An 18,282-nucleotide genomic window follows, 5' to 3' on the forward strand; every position below is an offset into this window, starting at 1 on the left:
CGAATTCTGGCGCAGTAAATAAAGTTTATCGCACCAGCGCCAATAATGACTGCAATAACGCATCGGCTTGAGGCTCTGCAAGATGAGCATCCACCGGCAAAAACCACCAGTTATCGTGGCCGTTAACGAAGACACGGCATTTGACTGCGTCTTTTTCCGTCATTAACAGAGTTTGCCCCGGTTGCACTAACTTCACGACATCGCTTTCACTCAAGGCCTGATGGTCTGCGAGACTGACGGTTTTCATCGGGGTCAAACCACATTGCTGTAAAGTAGCGAAAAAACGCGGAGGATGGCCAATTCCAGCCATAGCGACCACATTTTCCAGCGTATGCACTGGACGGCGTTCGCCAGTCAACAAATTAACTGCGTTGTCTGGCTGCAATGTCATGCTAATTTCCCCAGGCTTTGCTTCACCACCATTGGTGATGACTGCATCAACGGAGGCCAGACGAGTCGTTCGTTCGCGCATCGGCCCGGCAGGAAGCCACCAGCCATTGCCAAAGCGTCGAATCCCATCAACAACCACGATTTCTTTGTCACGCGCTAACGCATAGTGCTGCAAACCATCATCAGTGATGATCAGTTGCGGTTGTGCTTTTTCCACTAACATTTGCACGGCTTCACTGCGGCGCGGGGCTACGGCAACAGCAGCGCCAGTACGCAGATAGATCAGTACTGGCTCATCGCCTGCCTGGGAGGTAGTGGTATTATCATCGAGCAACAAGGGATAGTGTTCAGCTTTACCGCCGTAACCACGGGAGACCACCCCAACACGGATACCACGCTGCTGAAGTTGTTCAACCAACCATATCACAACAGGTGTTTTTCCATTGCCACCGGCCGTCAAATTGCCCACCACCACTACCGGCACCGGAGCACGCCAGGACTTTTTTAATCCTAACCGGTAACAAAGACGTATTGCACCGCTCACCAGGCCATACAGCCAGGCGAGCGGCAAGAGCAAAAGGTAGAGGGGAGATTTTCCCGACCAAATGCGTTCGATCATGAGCCGAATTGCATTCTGTGCAGTTGCGCGTAAACCCCACGATGCTCAATCAACTCTGCGTGAGGACCGCGTTCCACGATACGTCCATCTTCCACCACCACAATTTCATCAGCCTGTTCAATGGTTGATAAACGGTGAGCAATGACCAGCGAAGTACGGTTTTTCTGCAGTTCATCCAACGCAGCCTGAATGGCACGTTCTGACTCTGTATCTAAAGCGGAGGTCGCTTCATCAAGAATCAGAATTGGGCTATCACGCAATAATGCACGCGCAATCGCAATACGCTGGCGTTGACCACCCGAGAGCAACACACCATTTTCACCAATAATGGTATCCAGACCATTTTCCATCTTGCTGATGAAGTCCATGGCATACGCCATACGCGCAGCATTCTCAATGTCGGCTCGGCTGTACTGTTGAGTACGCGCGTAGGCAATATTGTTAGCAATGGTGTCATTGAACAAGTGAACGTTTTGCGAAACGAGAGCAACCTGATTACGCAGAGAAGATAAGGTGTATTCACGAATATCCACCCCATCAATCGTAATGCTACCTTCCTGAATATCGTAAAAACGCGTCATCAGGCTGGCGATTGTTGACTTACCGGAACCAGAACGTCCAACCAATGCCACCGTCTTACCGGCAGGTATATTGAGGTTGATCTTACGCAGTGCCGGTACTTCGCGACCAGGATAGGTAAAGGTCACGTCACGGAATTCAACATCGCCTTTAGCACGTTCAATCACACGCGTCCCTTCGTCTTTCTCTTTTTCTGAATCAAGAATAGAGAACAGAGTCTGGCACGCAGCCATTCCGCGCTGGAATTGGGCGTTGACGTTAGTCAGTGATTTCAGTGGACGCATCAATGCAATCATTGAAGAGAACACCACGGTAATCGTACCGGCGGTCAACGTTTCCATCACACTCGGGAAACTCGCAGCATAAATCACGAAGGCCAGAGCCAGAGAAGCAATAAGCTGAATGATTGGGTCAGATATGGACGAAGCAGAAACCAGTTTCATCCCCTGGCGACGCATACGGTTACTGACGTTATTGAAACGTTCAGTTTCCACTTCCTGGCCACCGAAGATCAGGACTTCTTTATGGCCTTTCAGCATTTGCTCAGCACTGGTGGTGACTTGCCCCATCGTGTTTTGCATATTTTTACTGATATTGCGGAAACGTTTGGAAACCATACGAATCGCAAACGAAACGATGGGTGCCAGTACAATCAGGATTAACGAAAGCTGCCAGCTATACCAGAACATCAGCACAAACAGGCCGATGATGGACGCGCCTTCACGTACAACGGTGATTAACGCGCTCGAAGATGAGGAAGCAACCTGTTCAGAATCGTAGGTAATACGTGAGAGCAGCGTGCCCGTGGATTGTTGGTCAAAGAACGCAACTGGCATCCCCATCATGTGGCTGAACAAACGACGGCGCATGTTCATGACAACCTGCCCGGAAACCCAGGAGATGCAATAGCTGGAGACGTAACTCGTCGCACCGCGAAGCACCATTAGCCCGATAACAACCAGCGGCATCCATAGCAGCACTGATTTATCCGTTTTTCCAAAACCATCATCAAGTAACGGCTTAAGCAAAGACAACATATAGGTATCACTGGCAGCGTTCAGGATTAACGCAATACCTGCCACAATCAGACCCGGCTTGAAAGGAGCAATCATCGGCCAGAGGCGGCGGAAGGTCTGCCATGTGGAAAGATCTTTATCGTTATGCATTCAGTAAACCAGCATTAGATGAAATAGCCGCATATTCTACCCATTATCCTGGGATACACCAAACCACTGATGATACCAACGGGGTGAAATTTGCTCTCTGAAGCTATTGATTTGCCATTTATCACTATTTATATCGATAGTGAGCTGGCCTGATTGCGCTGTGCTGTACCATTTATACCCTTGAGATTTGTAGCGTTGAACCACTTTTCCTGAGGGCAAATGCCATGCGTTGTAGCGCGATGTTGATGCAAGCGCCGCACTTGCGGAAACGGCACGCAACAGCGGCGCGCTAGATGATGTACGGCTTCCATGATGTGGGACCTGAATAATATCAGCATGTAAGATACCCCACCGCCCCTTGAGCATAGCCAATTCAGCCTCAGCTTCCATATCACCGGTCAATAAAATCCGAAAGTGCCCGTCACTGACCATCACTACACATGAACCATTATTACCCGTCATTACCGGCTGAGTTGGGGGCCATAACGCGGTAAACTGCAATCCCCGCCATTGCCACATCTGCCCTTGAAAACAGGGATGATGCCCTGCCCATCGCAGCGGGCTGAGAATTTTTAACGTGGGCCATTCGCTCTGCAAACTGTTTAATCCACCGCGATGATCAAGATGCTCGTGGCTAATGACAACTTGCTCAGGGGTAAGATTGTGCCAGCGCAACCATGGAATGATCACTTGCTGAGCCGCATCGCCAGCAGGCCAGGCATTCCCTGTATCGTAGAGTAAAACTTTTCCCTGCCGAATAAAGGCAATAGCCAGCCCGTGCCCAACATCCAGCATCGTGATTTGCCATGCACCGTCTTTTTTCTCCGTCCGTATTGTGGAAGCAACCAGAGATATCAGTAGAGCTAACACTGATAGTGAAGAACTGCGCCATAACGATAACCGATGGATGATGACTGCAATCCAGCCACTCAGGCTCAAAAGCTGGAAACGTTTATCCACTTCCCTCCAGCCGTCAGGAAGCAGTGACAATGAAGTAAAAAGCAGCGCCAGCAGACGATCAACACCCCACCACAAATGCTCACCTAACCACGGAATAGTGGTTAGCACTAACCCCGCTAACAGTAATGGAACAACAGCGAAAGTAATCAGCGGTACTGCGAGTAAATTCGCGATTAATGCACTGAGGCTAACGCCGTGGAAAATGAAAATTTGGAGAGGCATCAGCAAAAGCATGATGCCAATTTGTAAGTGCAGTAATGAGAGCAGGTAGCGGTATAAGCCTTTTGCTTCAGCAACAAACCCAGGAAGCGGCATCCATTGATACCAGAAAATCAGTGATGCAACAGCCAGCACCGATAGCCAAAAGCTGTCAGACAACACAGTAAGAGGGTCATAAATCAGAATGCCCGAGATACAACAAAGCCAGACTTCCCACCCGGACCAGCATCGGCCCTGAAGCCGCAAAAAAAGCCAGATAACGACCCCAATCAGCGCTCTTGCAGCCGGAGGATTTCCACCAGCGAGCCAGGTATAAACGCCCGCTGCGATAACACTGGCGAGTAAAGGCATTCTGAAATGAATTCGATGTGCAGGAAAACTCAGCTGTATCACGCGGGCTATTAGCCAGCCAACCATCGCAGCCAGCGAGATATGCATCCCTGAAATGGCCATAAGGTGTGCCGTTCCGCTCTGGCGAAGTAAGTTTTTCTGCTCATCGCTCACTCCTGAGCGGTCGCCAAACGCTAATGCCATAATTACGCCTTGATATGGCAGCGATTGAGACGCAAATTGAACGGCAGCCATCCATTGCGCGCGTAAACTGCATTGCTGAGTGACAGGCTCAGCCGAGATAATTCGTGCGCTCAAAGGTTGGTGCTGTGCAAGAGCATATCTTTGACTATCAAATCCCCCGTCGTTCAATTGACCATGTACTGGTCGCAGTTGCAGTTTCATGCGCCAGCGTTGTCCAGCACAGACGCTGCCGGGTAAGTAGCTACCCCGACTCTTGACACCGACAGGGGGAAATATGAGCCTCCCCTCTACCGAAGCCATTTCCCAATCGTGGTTTTGCTTGCCATCAGTACTCGTGATTACCGCATCAACCGTAACAGGTTTGGCGATCCATTGCTCAAATGGCGCCAGGCTTTCCCTTGCGTTGAATAGCGCCCAGCAAAAACACAACAGACCAAAAGCAACATAGCGTGCAAACAGGCGTGGAATGAGCCCCAAACAGAATGCCGCAAAGAAAATTGCTGTGATAATTGGCAGTCCAGGAATACAGGGCAACCACAACAGCGGCTGGATACCAATAATTGCACTGAAACCTAATCTGATTGTATTTCTCACGCCACTCTCCTTGTTGAAGTGAGTGTGGAGTATCAAAAAGATGTCGTCAGCTACGGATAACTTGTTCTACGAGGAGGGTTCCAGGCTTTCGGCGCCGAATGTAATACGGCCGAGAAATTTGCGGGCAACATCGAAAACTGTGATTTTGAGCATAAAAAAACGGCACCCGTAGGTGCCGTTTTTGAGGATCAAATCCGAAGATTTAATTACCGTAAATATTGGCGCGGTCACGCAATTCTTTACCTGGTTTAAAATGTGGAACGTACTTACCTTCCAGATCAACTTTATCGCCAGTTTTTGGATTACGTCCGGTGCGAGGTGCGCGATAGTGTAAGGAAAAACTGCCGAAACCCCGGATTTCAATACGCTCACCTTGGGCGAGTGTAGAGGCCATATGCTCCAGCATCTCTTTCACTGCATCTTCTACAGCTTTCGCCGGGATGTGAGATTGCGAAGTTGCAAGTCTTTCTATCAATTCTGACTTGGTCATGATTCCTCCGGTTTCCTTTCAGGAAAATTAACTTACAGCTATCAATCGAACAAGGGCGGCCGTAGCCGCCCTGATTTAGTGCTCAGACGATTACTCGCCTTTAGCTGCTTTGAATGCTTCAGCCATAGCGTTAGAGAAGTTCGGTGCATCTTCCTGTTTGTTGTTAACAGAAGCGATTGCATCTTTCTCGTCAGCTTCGTCCTTAGCACGAACAGACAGGCTTACAACACGGTTTTTACGGTCAACGCCAGTGAATTTAGCTTCAACGTCGTCGCCTACGCTCAGAACCAGAGTTGCATCTTCAACGCGGTCACGGGAAGCTTCAGAAGCACGCAGGTAGCCTTCTACGCCATCTGCTAATTCAACTGTAGCACCTTTCGCGTCAACTGCTGTTACTTTACCAGTAACGATAGTACCTTTCTTGTTCAGTGCAACGTAGTTGTTGAACGGATCTTCTGCGAGTTGTTTAACACCCAGGGAGATACGCTCACGCTCTGCGTCAACTTGCAGAACCACAGCCGCGATTTCGTCGCCTTTCTTGTATTCACGAACTGCTTCTTCGCCTGTAACGTTCCAGGAGATATCAGACAGGTGAACCAGGCCGTCGATGCCACCGTCCAGGCCGATGAAGATACCGAAGTCAGTGATAGACTTGATTTTACCTTCAACGCGGTCGCCCTTGTTGTGGGTTTCAGCGAACAGCTGCCATGGGTTAGATTTGCACTGCTTCAGACCCAGGGAGATACGACGACGTTCTTCGTCGATATCCAGAACCATAACTTCCACTACATCACCAACGTTAACAACTTTGGATGGGTGGATGTTTTTGTTGGTCCAATCCATTTCGGAAACGTGAACCAGGCCTTCAACGCCTTCTTCGATTTCTACGAAGCAGCCGTAATCAGTCAGGTTAGTCACGCGACCAGTCAGTTTGGTACCTTCTGGATAACGCTTAGCGATAGCGACCCATGGATCTTCGCCCAGTTGTTTCAGACCCAGAGACACACGAGTACGCTCACGGTCGAACTTCAGTACTTTAACGGTAATTTCATCGCCAACATTCACGATTTCGCTTGGATGCTTAACGCGTTTCCATGCCATATCAGTGATGTGCAGCAGGCCGTCAACGCCGCCCAGATCAACGAATGCACCGTAGTCAGTGAGGTTCTTAACGATACCTTTAACTTCCATGCCTTCTTGCAGGTTTTCCAGCAGTTGATCACGTTCTGCGCTGTTTTCAGATTCGATAACTGCACGACGAGAAACAACAACGTTGTTACGCTTCTGGTCCAGCTTGATGACTTTGAACTCAAGCTCTTTGCCTTCCAGGTGCAGAGTGTCACGTACCGGACGAACATCAACCAGGGAACCTGGCAGGAACGCACGAATACCGTTCAGCTCTACAGTGAAGCCACCCTTAACTTTGCCGTTGATAACACCGACCACAGTCTCAGCTTCTTCGTAAGCTTTTTCCAGCGTGATCCAAGCTTCGTGACGCTTAGCTTTTTCACGGGACAGCAGAGTTTCGCCAAAGCCATCTTCAACAGCGTCCAGAGCAACATCAACTTCGTCACCAACCTGGATTTCCAGTTCGCCAGCAGCATTTTTAAACTGCTCGGCTGGAATTGCAGACTCAGATTTCAGACCGGCGTCAACCAGTACTACGTCTTTGTCGATAGCAACTACAACGCCACGAACGATGGAACCCGGACGGGTTTCGATTGTTTTCAGGGATTCTTCAAAGAGTTGAGCGAAAGATTCAGTCATGTTGTTAATCTTCAAGGTTCTTTAGTTTAACGTCCATTTAGCATCCCGCCGAATGGGGTTGTTTCACATACCCCGCCATTGGCTCCATGCCGACAGGGTTTAGGTTACAGGGGTAAAAAACTACCCGATATGTCAGGATACCACTATGGCAATATCATGACAAATATGACAAAACTTCCACCAGCGCAATAATCTCTATTGCGCTGGTGTTAAAATTTTCTGCGCATATGTCAGCGCTTGTTTGATGACATCGTCAATGGACATACTGGTAGAATCCAGCACCAGCGCATCAGCAGCTGGGACTAACGGTGCTATTGCACGGTTGCGGTCACGGTCATCACGTTCTTTAATTTCTGCCAAAAGGCGCTCAAAGTTAACACTAAAGCCCTTCTCCTGCAACTGTAGCATACGTCTGTGAGCACGCTCTTCAGAAGATGCATCAAGGAAGATTTTTACTGGTGCATCAGGGAAAACGACGGTCCCCATATCTCGACCATCAGCAATCAGGCCTGGCGCATCTCTGAATGCACGTTGACGGCGCAATAACGCTTCACGCACGCGAGGAAAAGCTGCAACTTGAGAGGCAGCATTAGCCACTTCCTGTGTACGGATTTCGGCGCTAACATCTTCCCCTTCGAGGATAACTTCCAGATTGCCATTGTTGGCAACAAAGCGCACATCAAGGTGTGCTGCCAGGGGAACCAACGCGTCCTCAGAAGTCACATCAACCTGGTGATGCAAAGCCGCTAATGCCAGAACTCGATAAATTGCTCCAGAATCAAGCAGATGCCATTGCAACGCTTCCGCCATGGCTTTACACAGCGTGCCTTTACCTGCGCCGCTTGGGCCATCAATCGTTATTACCGGGGCGGGTGCCGTCATCGTACTCTCCTCTCGCTGGAATTGCGGACCTAAAATAGAAACGCCGCATATTATACGCCGCCACAATCCTGACCGTTATCTTTCCTGCCAATTATCGTCGTTAATGAGGCTAAGTGTAGAATAATTGTGCGACTGGAGGCAGGGCTGGTAAAAACCAGCCCCAAAATCAGAGAGGGTGATTATTTTTTATCAGCTGCTATACGATCGCGAATATGCTGAGCTCGTTCAGTTGAAGGTGGGTGTGAATTAAACATCGATTTTGATTCTCCACCACTGAGCGTTGCCAGTTTGTCAAAACTGGTAGCGAGGCCTTGGGTATTAATTTTGCGTTTTTTAAGCAAATCGTAAGAGAAGTCATCAGCTTCCGACTCTTCACTACGTGAGAATGTGGCATTAATGACACCTTCCGCCAAATCACCGAGCTGCGACTGGGATAGCTGTGAAGCAACACCACTGGTTGCAGAAATGGCGTCACGGGCAGCCATTGTGGCATAAGCCGTTTGCATTTTTTCAAGCGAATGACCCAGAGCAACATGCCCCATTTCATGCCCTAATACGCCTTCAACCTCGTTGTCAGACATCATGTCCATCAGGCCGCTGTAAACGCGTACGCAGCCGTTTGCCATGGCCCAGGCATTCACATCACTGGTCAAATACACTTTGTAATTGACTGGGGTGCCATTTATTTGATTACCCAGTGATTTGGCGATTTTATTAAGACGCTTCGTGTACTTGCTTGACTTGCCTGCAATCTGGCTTTCGCTATCCATCTCTTTGCAGGAATTATTTGATATAGCTCTAACGTCTGCGTCACTCAATGTTACCGCTTTATAAGCTGACATGGTCGAACTTGCCAGTTTGTCGCCGTTCATGTTCTTACATCCTGCCAGAACACCCGCTATCAGAGTAATCAGCAATACTGCTTTAACATTCTTCATAATTATCTTCCGTTGACTAATCATAATCAAAACAACTCAGTGATTTATAAAATAAATCTTAAAGAGGTTAACAGCGGAATAGACTGATGCAATACAAGAGGGGGATTCGAATTCGGAGTTGCACAACGGTGGTATTACACATAGAACACGCTCCGACTGTTAATCTGGCCGGAGCGTGAATTAAAACATTATGCGAGGGTACTAATGCGCGCTAACTGCTCGAAATAGTCCGGGAAGGTTTTTGCGGTACATTTCGGGTCGAGGATCGTGACCGGAGTCTCTGACAACGCCACCAGGGAGAAGCACATCGCCATGCGGTGATCGTTATAAGTTCCGATTTCAGCAACTTGTAACTGGGCTGGCGGAGTCACAGTGATGTAATCCTCCCCCTCCTCCACTATGGCTCCCACTTTACGCAATTCAGTCGCCATCGCGCTCAGTCGGTCAGTCTCTTTTACACGCCAGTTATAAATATTACGCAGCGTGGTGGTGCCTTTGGCAAATAAGGCAGCAGTAGCGATAGTCATTGCCGCATCAGGGATATGGTTCATGTCCATATCGATAGCATTGAGTTCGCCACGTTCGCAGGAGATAAAATCATCGCCCCAGGTCACTTTAGCGCCCATTTTTTCCAGTACATCGGCAAAGCGAATGTCGCCCTGGACACTGTTGCGACCGATACCCGTTACTTTTACCGTACCGCCTTTAATTGCACCGGCAGCCAGGAAGTAAGAAGCCGAAGAGGCATCACCTTCAACCAAATAAGCACCTGGGGAGACATACTGCTGACTACCGCGAATGACAAAACTACGGTAGTCGCGGTTTTCCACATCAACACCGAAGGTTTTCATCAGATGTAAAGTGATGTCGATATACGGTTTTGATACCAACTCACCTTTGATAGTGATTTCAGTGTAGTTTTTCGCCAACGGAGCCGTCATTAAAAGCGCCGTCAAGAACTGGCTGGAAACACTGCCATCGACGGCCACCTGACCACCGCTAAAACCGCCGCGTAAACGCAACGGTGGATAATTTTCTTGTTCCAGATAGTCAATCTGAGCGCCACCCTGGCGCAAAGCATCAACAAGATGGCCAATCGGACGCTCTTTCATGCGTGGTTCACCGGTCAGCACAATATTATTGCTACCGAGGCATAATGCCGCCGCAAGCGGGCGCATTGCTGTTCCTGCATTACCTAAGAACAATTCCAACTCACCTGTCGCATGCAATGGGCCGCCCATGCCAGTGACTTCGCAACGCGTACGATCGGCTGAAAGTGTATAGCTGACCCCCAATGCTTTCAGCGCGTTGAGCATATGACGCACATCGTCGCTATCGAGCAAATTAGTCAATTCAGTAGTGCCATGCGCCAGTGCAGCAAGTAGCAGCGCGCGGTTGGACACACTTTTTGAACCAGGAAGGTTAATCGTGCCGTCGACCAGTGCGATGGGTTGTAACGTCAGGGATTCCAGCATGGGGAAAATACTCTCAACTCAAACAGAATAAAAACCCCGCGCACTCTGTCGCGGGGAGAATAACAACGAGCAACGATTAACCGTGGCGACGTTCGAAGTCGACCATGAAAGCGGTTAACGCTTTAACGCCTTCTAATGGCATCGCATTGTAGATAGAAGCTCGCATCCCACCCACAACGCGGTGGCCTTTCAATGCATGCAAACCAGCAGCAAACGAGTCTTCGAGGAAGACTTTATCCAGCGCGCTATCGGCCAACTGGAACGGTACGTTCATACGCGAACGGTTGGCAGGTGCAACATCGTTACGATAGAAATCGCTTTTATCGATAACGCTGTACAACAGGCTGGCTTTCTCACGGTTGATTCTGTCCATAACTTCCACACCACCTTGCTCTTTCAGCCATTTAAAGACCAAACCTGACAGATACCAGGCAAAGGTAGGCGGAGTGTTGAACATGGATTCGTTTTCATTTAGCACGGTGTAGTCAAGAATTGACGGGCACGCTTTGTGCGCCTTGCCGAGCAAATCTTCACGCACGATAACCAGCGTTAAACCTGCCGGGCCGATGTTTTTCTGTGCGCCCGCGTAAATTACGCCAAAACGGCTAATGTCCAGAGAGTGCGACAAAATGGAGGATGAGAAGTCCGCAACTACAACTTTATCGCCAAAATCTGGCGTTTCGTGAGTGGCAATGCCATCGATGGTTTCATTCGGGCAGTAATGCAGGTAAGCACTATCTTCAGAAACCTGCCATTCGCTCATCGGCTTAAGTGCGCGCAAGCCGTCAACCGTCACTTTCGCATCAATAACATTTGGGGTGCAGTATTTATGCGCTTCTTTTACTGCACTGCTCGCCCAGTAACCACCATCCACATAATCAGCGGTCGTTTTGTCACCCAGCAAATTTAAAGGTACGCCAGCGAATTGACCGCGGCCGCCACCGTGACAGAACAAAACTTTGTAGTTCGAGGGGATTTGTAGCAGATCACGAAAATCTTTTTCAGCTTCAACAGCCACCTGAATAAACTCTTTACCACGGTGGCTTATCTCCATCACGGAGGTGCCTAAACCTTGCCAGTCGCAGAGTTCACTTTGCGCACGACGAAGCACATCAGCCGGTAGCATCGCCGGGCCGGAACTAAAATTGTATACCTGAGTCATTTCCCCTCACCACGCTTAGAGCAATAAGATTTTTCACGATATCGGTTTTATCACTCAGATGAAGAGGCTGCAATGGTTAATCAGGCAAGACCGAGTAATGTGCGCAAAATCACACAACAGAATCAACCAGTCGCTGATTGAAACACCCGATATATTCCCGTCAGGTCACTCTCGAGGCGGTACTGGCCTTTACCCAAACTTTATGAGTACAGCGCGGGCAAGTGGATTCATCCCCGGCCTTCAACGTAATGACTTCACTGCAATGAATACAGGCATAATCAGCATCTTCTGGCATTTTGATGAACCGTTCACAGCAATGCTCGGGCAAAATAGGTAAACCCGGTCTGACGAGTTTATCAGGGAAGAAATAGACGCTTATTTGGCCATTGGTTTCCAGTATCGCCAGACGGACTTGCCCAAGATGCTCGACGCCCAGCAAGCGAAGTTCCATAAAAAACTCAAATTCCGTCATGTTTTGCGACTTCATTTTTTCCCAGGAAAACTCCCCTTCCTCAATAATGACTGAAGGTTTGCCCTCAAACAGGTTTTCGAGTTTTTCGCTGTGACTCATCAGCCACATCACCAAACGATATAGCAGGCCTAACGTGACGAAAACAATCAGTACCGGTAGCATCGGTACGTCATGATAAAACGCCACATCCCCCGCCGCTGAGCCAAGGGTTAAGATTATCAACACTTCAAACAAAGACATCTGCCGAACGCCGCGCCGTCCCGTTATCTTTAAAAACAGAAACACCAATATAAAGGTGTAGAGGCTGCGAAAAGCGACTTCCCAAAGGAAATCGAGTGGGACGTCGTTTAAAGCCATCCGCTGGAGATCAAAGGTCTTCATTTTTACCGCCATAACAGTAGGTTACTGACAGTAAGCATAGCCTGTTATGCTATTGCCGCCTGCTTGCTGCTGACAATGGCGTCAGTCTGCTAAAACCCGTATCATTGCGCGCTTTGCGTACGACAAAAGTGAAACCTCATGACTCAAACCTTTATTCCTGGCAAAGATGCCGCACTGGAAGATTCCATCGCTCGCTTCCAGACCAAGCTCGCCGACCTTGGCTTTAATATTGAAGAAGCCTCCTGGTTAAACCCGGTCCCTAACGTCTGGTCGGTTCATATCCGTGATAAAGACAGCGCGTTGTGCTTTACCAATGGTAAAGGTGCAACTAAAAAAGCTGCGTTAGCTTCCGCTCTGGGTGAATATTTCGAACGCTTGTCGACGAACTATTTCTTCGCTGATTTCTGGTTGGGCAAGACCATCGCCAATGGCCCGTTCGTGCATTATCCAAACGAGAAGTGGTTCCCGATCCCAGAAGATGAGCAACTGCCAGAAGGCATTCTGGACTCTCGCCTGCGCGCATTTTACGATCCAGAAAATGAAGTCACTGCGGGTATGCTTATCGATCTGCAGTCAGGTAATGAAGAACGTGGTATCTGCGCCCTGCCATTTACTCGCCAGTCCGATCAAGAAACCGTCTATATTCCGATGAACATTATCGGAAACCTGTATGTTTCAAACGGGATGTCTGCAGGGAACACCGCTAATGAAGCCCGTGTACAGGCACTTTCTGAAGTCTTCGAGCGCCATATCAAGAATCGTATTATTGCTGAAAGCATCAGCCTGCCAGAAATCCCGCAAGAAGTGCTGGCTCGCTACCCAGGCGTTGTTGAGTCAATTGCGACACTGGAAGCTGAAGGTTTCCCTATCTTTGCGTACGACGGTTCATTAGGCGGAAAATACCCGGTAATCTGCGTGGTGTTGTTCAACCCAGCCAATGGCACTTGCTTTGCCTCATTCGGCGCACATCCAGACTTTGGTGTGGCACTGGAGCGTACAGTTACAGAACTGCTTCAGGGTCGTGGCCTGAAGGATCTTGACGTGTTCACCCCACCAACGTTTGACGACGAAGAAGTGGCTGAACATGCCAACCTCGAAACTCACTTTATCGACTCCAGCGGTCTGATCTCCTGGGATATGTTCAAGCAAGATGCTGACTATCCATTTGTTGACTGGAGCTTCTCCGGGACGACTGAAGAAGAGTTCGCCACGTTAATGGCAATCTTTGACGCTGAAGATCAAGAAGTCTACATCGCCGACTACCAACATTTAGACGTTTACGCTTGCCGTATCATCGTGCCAGGCATGTCTGATATTTACCCTGCAGAAGACCTGCTGCTGGCAAACAATAATATGGGCTATCACCTGCGTGACACTATTCTGGCGCTGCCTGGAAGTGAGTGGGAAAAACAAGATTATCTGGATCTCATCTCTCAGTTGGATGATGAAGGCCACGATGATTTTACCCGCGTACGTGAGTTGCTTGGCCTGGCAACAGGTAAAGACAATGGCTGGTACACTTTACGTATCGGTGAATTGAAAGCGATGCTGGCACTGGCCGGCGGTGACACTGAACAGGCACTGATCTGGACAGAATGGACGATGGAGTTCAACGCGTCTATTTTCAGCGCCGAACGGGCTAACTACTATCGTTGCCTGCAAACGCTATTGCTGCTTGCAATGGAAGAAGATCGCCAGCCGCTGCAGTATCTGAATGCCTTCATTCGTATGTATGGAGCAGAAACAGTAGAAGCTGCGAGTGCAGCATTGAGTGGTGAAGCACCATTCTATGGCCTGCAAGCCGTTGACAGCGATTTGAAAGCCTTCCCAGCCCATCAGGCTTTGTTAGCGGCATATGAAAAACTGCAACGCGCAAAAGCGGCTTTCTGGAAATAAAGCAACAAACTAAAACTCAAGCTGCGTAAACCTTAAGATTTACGCTATATTACGGGGCAATTTTTTATTGCCCCGTGTTTTTATTGGCCGCGTTATAATTTCACTTGTGACTCAATAGTTAAATATTGGTGAAATATTATTATTTTAAGCTACAAATAATGTTGCGAAATTACTGAAATACTCCATTCTAATTAACCTGACACAGGAGCTTAAAGGCTAAATATCAAATTACATTATAAATTTTAAACTTTATTTTCACCATTAAAATCAACAATTTAAACTGAAATCCAGGTAATCACCTGCTTTTTTCAGGCCTATAAGCTTGGCGAGATATGATCCATATCAAATTTTACTCTATAATGCTTTGTTAGTATCTCGTCGCCGAATTAAATAAGAGAGAGTTAGTGTGAAAGCTGACAACCCTTTTGATCTATTGCTCCCAGCCGCTATGGCTAAAGTCGCCGAAGATGTTGGCGTCTATAAAGCAACTAAACACCCACTGACTACGTTTTATTTAGCGATTACAGCGGGCATGTTCATCTCGATTGCCTTTGTCTTTTACATCACTGCTACAACCGGCACTGCAACTATCCCGTTCGGGATTGCAAAGCTGATTGGCGGTACTTGCTTCTCCCTGGGGCTTATCCTCTGCGTTATCTGCGGCGCCGACCTGTTCACCTCTACGGTGTTAATTGTGGTCGCTAAAGCCAGTGGACGTATCACATGGGGTCAACTCGCGAAGAACTGGATTAACGTTTATGTCGGTAACCTGTTTGGCGCGTTGATGTTCGTCGCATTGATTTGGTTGTCAGGTATGTATATGACTGCCAACGGTGCGTGGGGTCTGAATGTGTTACAAACCGCAGACCACAAAATGCATCACACTTTTATTGAAGCTGTGTGCCTCGGTATTTTAGCTAACCTGATGGTCTGTCTGGCTGTCTGGATGAGCTACTCTGGCCGCACTTTGATGGACAAGATGTTTGCTATGATTCTCCCGGTCGCCATGTTTGTTGCTTGTGGTTTTGAGCACAGTATCGCAAACATGTTCATGATCCCTTTGGGTATCGTAGTACGCAACTTTGCAAGCCCGGAGTTCTGGACTGCAGTAGGGTCGTCTCCGGACAATTTCTCTCACTTGACCGTGTTGAACTTCATCACCGACAACCTGATTCCAGTCACTATTGGGAACATTATCGGTGGCGGCGTACTGGTTGGGTTGACGTACTGGGTAATTTATCTGCGCGGTGGTGATAAGCACTAAGTGCTCACCAACGTGTAGGGAATAAGAAATCCACATTAGAAGGTAGGTGTTAAATGTCCGAGCTTAATGAGAAGTTAGCCACAGCCTGGGAAGGTTTTGCCAAAGGTGAATGGCAGAATGAAGTCAACGTGCGTGACTTTATTCAGAAAAACTACACCCCTTACGAGGGTGACGAATCCTTCCTGGCAGGTGCTACTGAAGCAACTACCACGCTGTGGGACAACGTCATGGAAGGTGTTAAACAGGAAAACCGCACTCACGCGCCTGTTGATTTCGACACTGACCTCGCTTCCACCATCACCTCTCATGATGCTGGTTACATCAACAAGTCCCTCGAAACTATCGTCGGCCTGCAAACTGATGCTCCACTGAAACGTGCAATTATTCCGTTTGGTGGCATCAAAATGGTTGAAGGTTCTTGCAAAGTATACGGTCGTGAACTTGACCCAATGCTGAAGAAGATCTTCACCGAATACCGCAAAACCCACAACCAGGGTGTGTTTGACGTTTATACCAAAGACATCCTGAACTGCCGTAAATCAGGCGTAATCACCGGTCTGCCGGATGCTTATGGCCGTGGTCGTATCATCGGTGACTACCGTCGCGTTGCGCTGTACGGCATCGACTTCCTGATGAAAGACAAATTCGCTCAGTTCAATTCTCTGCAATCCAAACTGGAAAACGGCGAAGACCTGGAAGCGACAATTCGTCTGCGTGAAGAAATCTCCGAGCAACACCGTGCACTGGGTCAGATCAAAGAAATGGCTGCTAAATATGGCTGCGATATCTCTGGTCCTGCTAAAAACGCTCAAGAAGCTATTCAGTGGACTTACTTCGGCTACCTGGCTGCGGTTAAATCTCAGAACGGCGCTGCAATGTCCTTCGGTCGTGTATCCACCTTCCTGGATGCATACATCGAACGTGACCTGAAAGCAGGCAAAATCACTGAAGTTGAAGCACAGGAAATGATTGACCACCTGGTCATGAAACTGCGTATGGTTCGCTTCCTGCGTACCCCTGAGTATGATGAGCTGTTCTCTGGTGACCCAATCTGGGCAACAGAATCTATCGCTGGTATGGGCGTAGATGGCCGTACTCTGGTTACCAAATCTAGCTTCCGCTTCCTGAACACCCTGTACACCATGGGTCCTTCTCCGGAGCCGAACATCACAATTCTGTGGTCTGAAAAACTGCCACTGAACTTCAAGAAATTCGCTGCTAAAGTGTCCATCGATACCTCTTCTCTGCAATACGAGAACGATGATCTGATGCGTCCTGACTTCAACAACGATGACTACGCAATTGCTTGCTGCGTAAGCCCAATGATCGTTGGTAAACAAATGCAGTTCTTCGGTGCTCGTGCAAACCTTGCGAAAACCATGCTGTATGCAATCAACGGCGGCGTTGATGAAAAACTGAAACTGCAGATCGGTCCTAAAGAAGCACCAATCATGGCTGATGTTCTGGACTACGATAACGTCCTGGATCGCCTTGATCACTTCATGGACTGGTTGGCTAAACAGTACGTCACCGCGCTGAACATCATTCACTACATGCATGATAAATACAGCTACGAAGCGTCGCTGATGGCTCTGCATGACCGTGACGTTGTTCGCACCATGGCTTGTGGTATCGCAGGTCTGTCTGTTGCAGCTGACTCCCTGTCTGCAATCAAGTACGCGAAAGTTAAACCAATTCGTGACGAAGATGGTCTGGCTGTAGACTTCGAAATCGAAGGCGAATACCCGCAGTTCGGTAACAACGATTCTCGCGTAGATGACATCGCTGTTGACCTGGTAGAACGTTTCATGAAGAAAATTCAGAAACTGACTACTTACCGTAACGCTATCCCGACTCAGTCTGTTCTGACCATCACTTCTAACGTGGTTTATGGTAAGAAAACCGGTAACACCCCAGACGGTCGTCGCGCTGGCGCTCCATTCGGTCCAGGTGCTAACCCAATGCACGGTCGTGACCAGAAAGGTGCTGTTGCCTCTCTGACTTCCGTTGCTAAACTGCCGTTTGCTTACGCTAAAGATGGTATCTCTTACACCTTCTCTATCGTTCCTAACGCACTGGGTAAAGACGACGAAGTTCGTAAAACTAACCTCGCGGGTCTGATGGATGGTTACTTCCACCACGAAGCGTCCATCGAAGGTGGTCAACACCTGAACGTGAACGTTATGAACCGTGAAATGCTGCTGGATGCGATGGAACACCCTGAGAAATATCCTCAGCTGACCATTCGTGTTTCTGGTTACGCTGTACGTTTTAACTCCCTGACTAAAGAACAACAGCAGGACGTTATTACCCGTACCTTCACTCAAACCATGTAATTCACGGTTTGTCTGAAAAGGCGTAGAATATAAGGCTCCACTTAGGTGGGGCCTTTTTAATACCCTCTTTACGCCAGTCTCTTTTGCCCGTTATCTATATACTTAATGGATAACCGTCAAAACAGTCTCGACATAGCCGAATGAGCTATGCATATAAA

The 18,282-nt window shown here is 48.5% G+C and carries 13 protein-coding genes; 3 read left to right on the forward strand and 10 right to left on the reverse strand.

Annotation, left to right across the window (positions count from 1 at the left end):
* Nucleotides 1-25: 25 nt before the first annotated feature.
* From lpxK to OH773_RS14580, 10 genes are all read right to left on the reverse strand, one after another.
* The gene (lpxK, locus tag OH773_RS14535; protein WP_270139501.1) at nt 26-1,009 is read right to left on the reverse strand and encodes a tetraacyldisaccharide 4'-kinase; all 984 of its coding nucleotides are present in this window, start codon (nt 1,007-1,009) and stop codon (nt 26-28) included.
* A complete protein-coding gene (msbA, locus tag OH773_RS14540) occupies nt 1,006-2,754 on the reverse strand; it encodes a lipid A ABC transporter ATP-binding protein/permease MsbA (RefSeq protein WP_270139502.1) in 1,749 nt (582 codons plus the stop codon). Before msbA ends, lpxK begins: the two co-directional genes overlap by 4 nt.
* Before the next feature lie 36 nt (nt 2,755-2,790).
* Nucleotides 2,791-5,061 carry a ComEC family protein gene (locus OH773_RS14545; RefSeq protein WP_270139503.1) on the reverse strand — a complete coding sequence of 757 codons (2,271 nt, stop codon included), beginning with the start codon at nt 5,059-5,061 and terminating at the stop codon, nt 2,791-2,793.
* A 202-nt stretch (nt 5,062-5,263) separates the two neighbouring features.
* Nucleotides 5,264-5,551 (reverse strand): integration host factor subunit beta, encoded by a 288-nt coding sequence (ihfB, locus tag OH773_RS14550; protein ID WP_034494322.1) that lies wholly within the window; start codon nt 5,549-5,551, stop codon nt 5,264-5,266.
* Nucleotides 5,552-5,641: 90 nt separating this feature from the next.
* Entirely contained in the window at nt 5,642-7,318 is a 1,677-nt protein-coding gene (rpsA, locus tag OH773_RS14555) for a 30S ribosomal protein S1 (RefSeq protein WP_183273283.1), read from the reverse strand.
* Nucleotides 7,319-7,513: 195 nt separating this feature from the next.
* Complete coding sequence (gene cmk, locus OH773_RS14560; RefSeq protein ID WP_183273284.1) at nt 7,514-8,200, reverse strand: (d)CMP kinase; 687 nt, start codon at nt 8,198-8,200, stop codon at nt 7,514-7,516.
* Between the two features lie 179 nt (nt 8,201-8,379).
* The gene (locus OH773_RS14565) at nt 8,380-9,138 is read right to left on the reverse strand and encodes a M48 family metallopeptidase (protein WP_270139504.1); all 759 of its coding nucleotides are present in this window, start codon (nt 9,136-9,138) and stop codon (nt 8,380-8,382) included.
* Nucleotides 9,139-9,326: 188 nt separating this feature from the next.
* Nucleotides 9,327-10,610 carry a 3-phosphoshikimate 1-carboxyvinyltransferase gene (gene aroA, locus OH773_RS14570; protein WP_270145880.1) on the reverse strand — a complete coding sequence of 428 codons (1,284 nt, stop codon included), beginning with the start codon at nt 10,608-10,610 and terminating at the stop codon, nt 9,327-9,329.
* Nucleotides 10,611-10,689: 79 nt separating this feature from the next.
* A complete protein-coding gene (gene serC / locus OH773_RS14575) occupies nt 10,690-11,775 on the reverse strand; it encodes a 3-phosphoserine/phosphohydroxythreonine transaminase (RefSeq protein ID WP_270139505.1) in 1,086 nt (361 codons plus the stop codon).
* Between the two features lie 160 nt (nt 11,776-11,935).
* The gene (locus OH773_RS14580; protein WP_183273287.1) at nt 11,936-12,628 is read right to left on the reverse strand and encodes a DUF421 domain-containing protein; all 693 of its coding nucleotides are present in this window, start codon (nt 12,626-12,628) and stop codon (nt 11,936-11,938) included.
* Between the two features lie 138 nt (nt 12,629-12,766).
* Between OH773_RS14580 and ycaO the strand changes: the two genes are divergently transcribed.
* The 3 genes from ycaO (at nt 12,767) to pflB (ending at nt 18,124) form a co-directional block, all read left to right on the forward strand.
* The gene (gene ycaO, locus OH773_RS14585; protein WP_270139506.1) at nt 12,767-14,524 is read left to right on the forward strand and encodes a 30S ribosomal protein S12 methylthiotransferase accessory factor YcaO; all 1,758 of its coding nucleotides are present in this window, start codon (nt 12,767-12,769) and stop codon (nt 14,522-14,524) included.
* 406 nt (nt 14,525-14,930) lie between these two features.
* Nucleotides 14,931-15,788: a formate transporter FocA gene (gene focA / locus OH773_RS14590; RefSeq protein ID WP_270139507.1), complete on the forward strand. Its 858-nt coding sequence runs from the start codon at nt 14,931-14,933 to the stop codon at nt 15,786-15,788.
* A gap of 53 nt (nt 15,789-15,841) precedes the next feature.
* Nucleotides 15,842-18,124 carry a formate C-acetyltransferase gene (gene pflB, locus OH773_RS14595; RefSeq protein ID WP_183273290.1) on the forward strand — a complete coding sequence of 761 codons (2,283 nt, stop codon included), beginning with the start codon at nt 15,842-15,844 and terminating at the stop codon, nt 18,122-18,124.
* Nucleotides 18,125-18,282 lie beyond the last annotated feature (158 nt).

The organism is Buttiauxella sp. WJP83 (assembly GCF_027594725.1).
GTDB lineage: Bacteria > Pseudomonadota > Gammaproteobacteria > Enterobacterales > Enterobacteriaceae > Buttiauxella > Buttiauxella selenatireducens.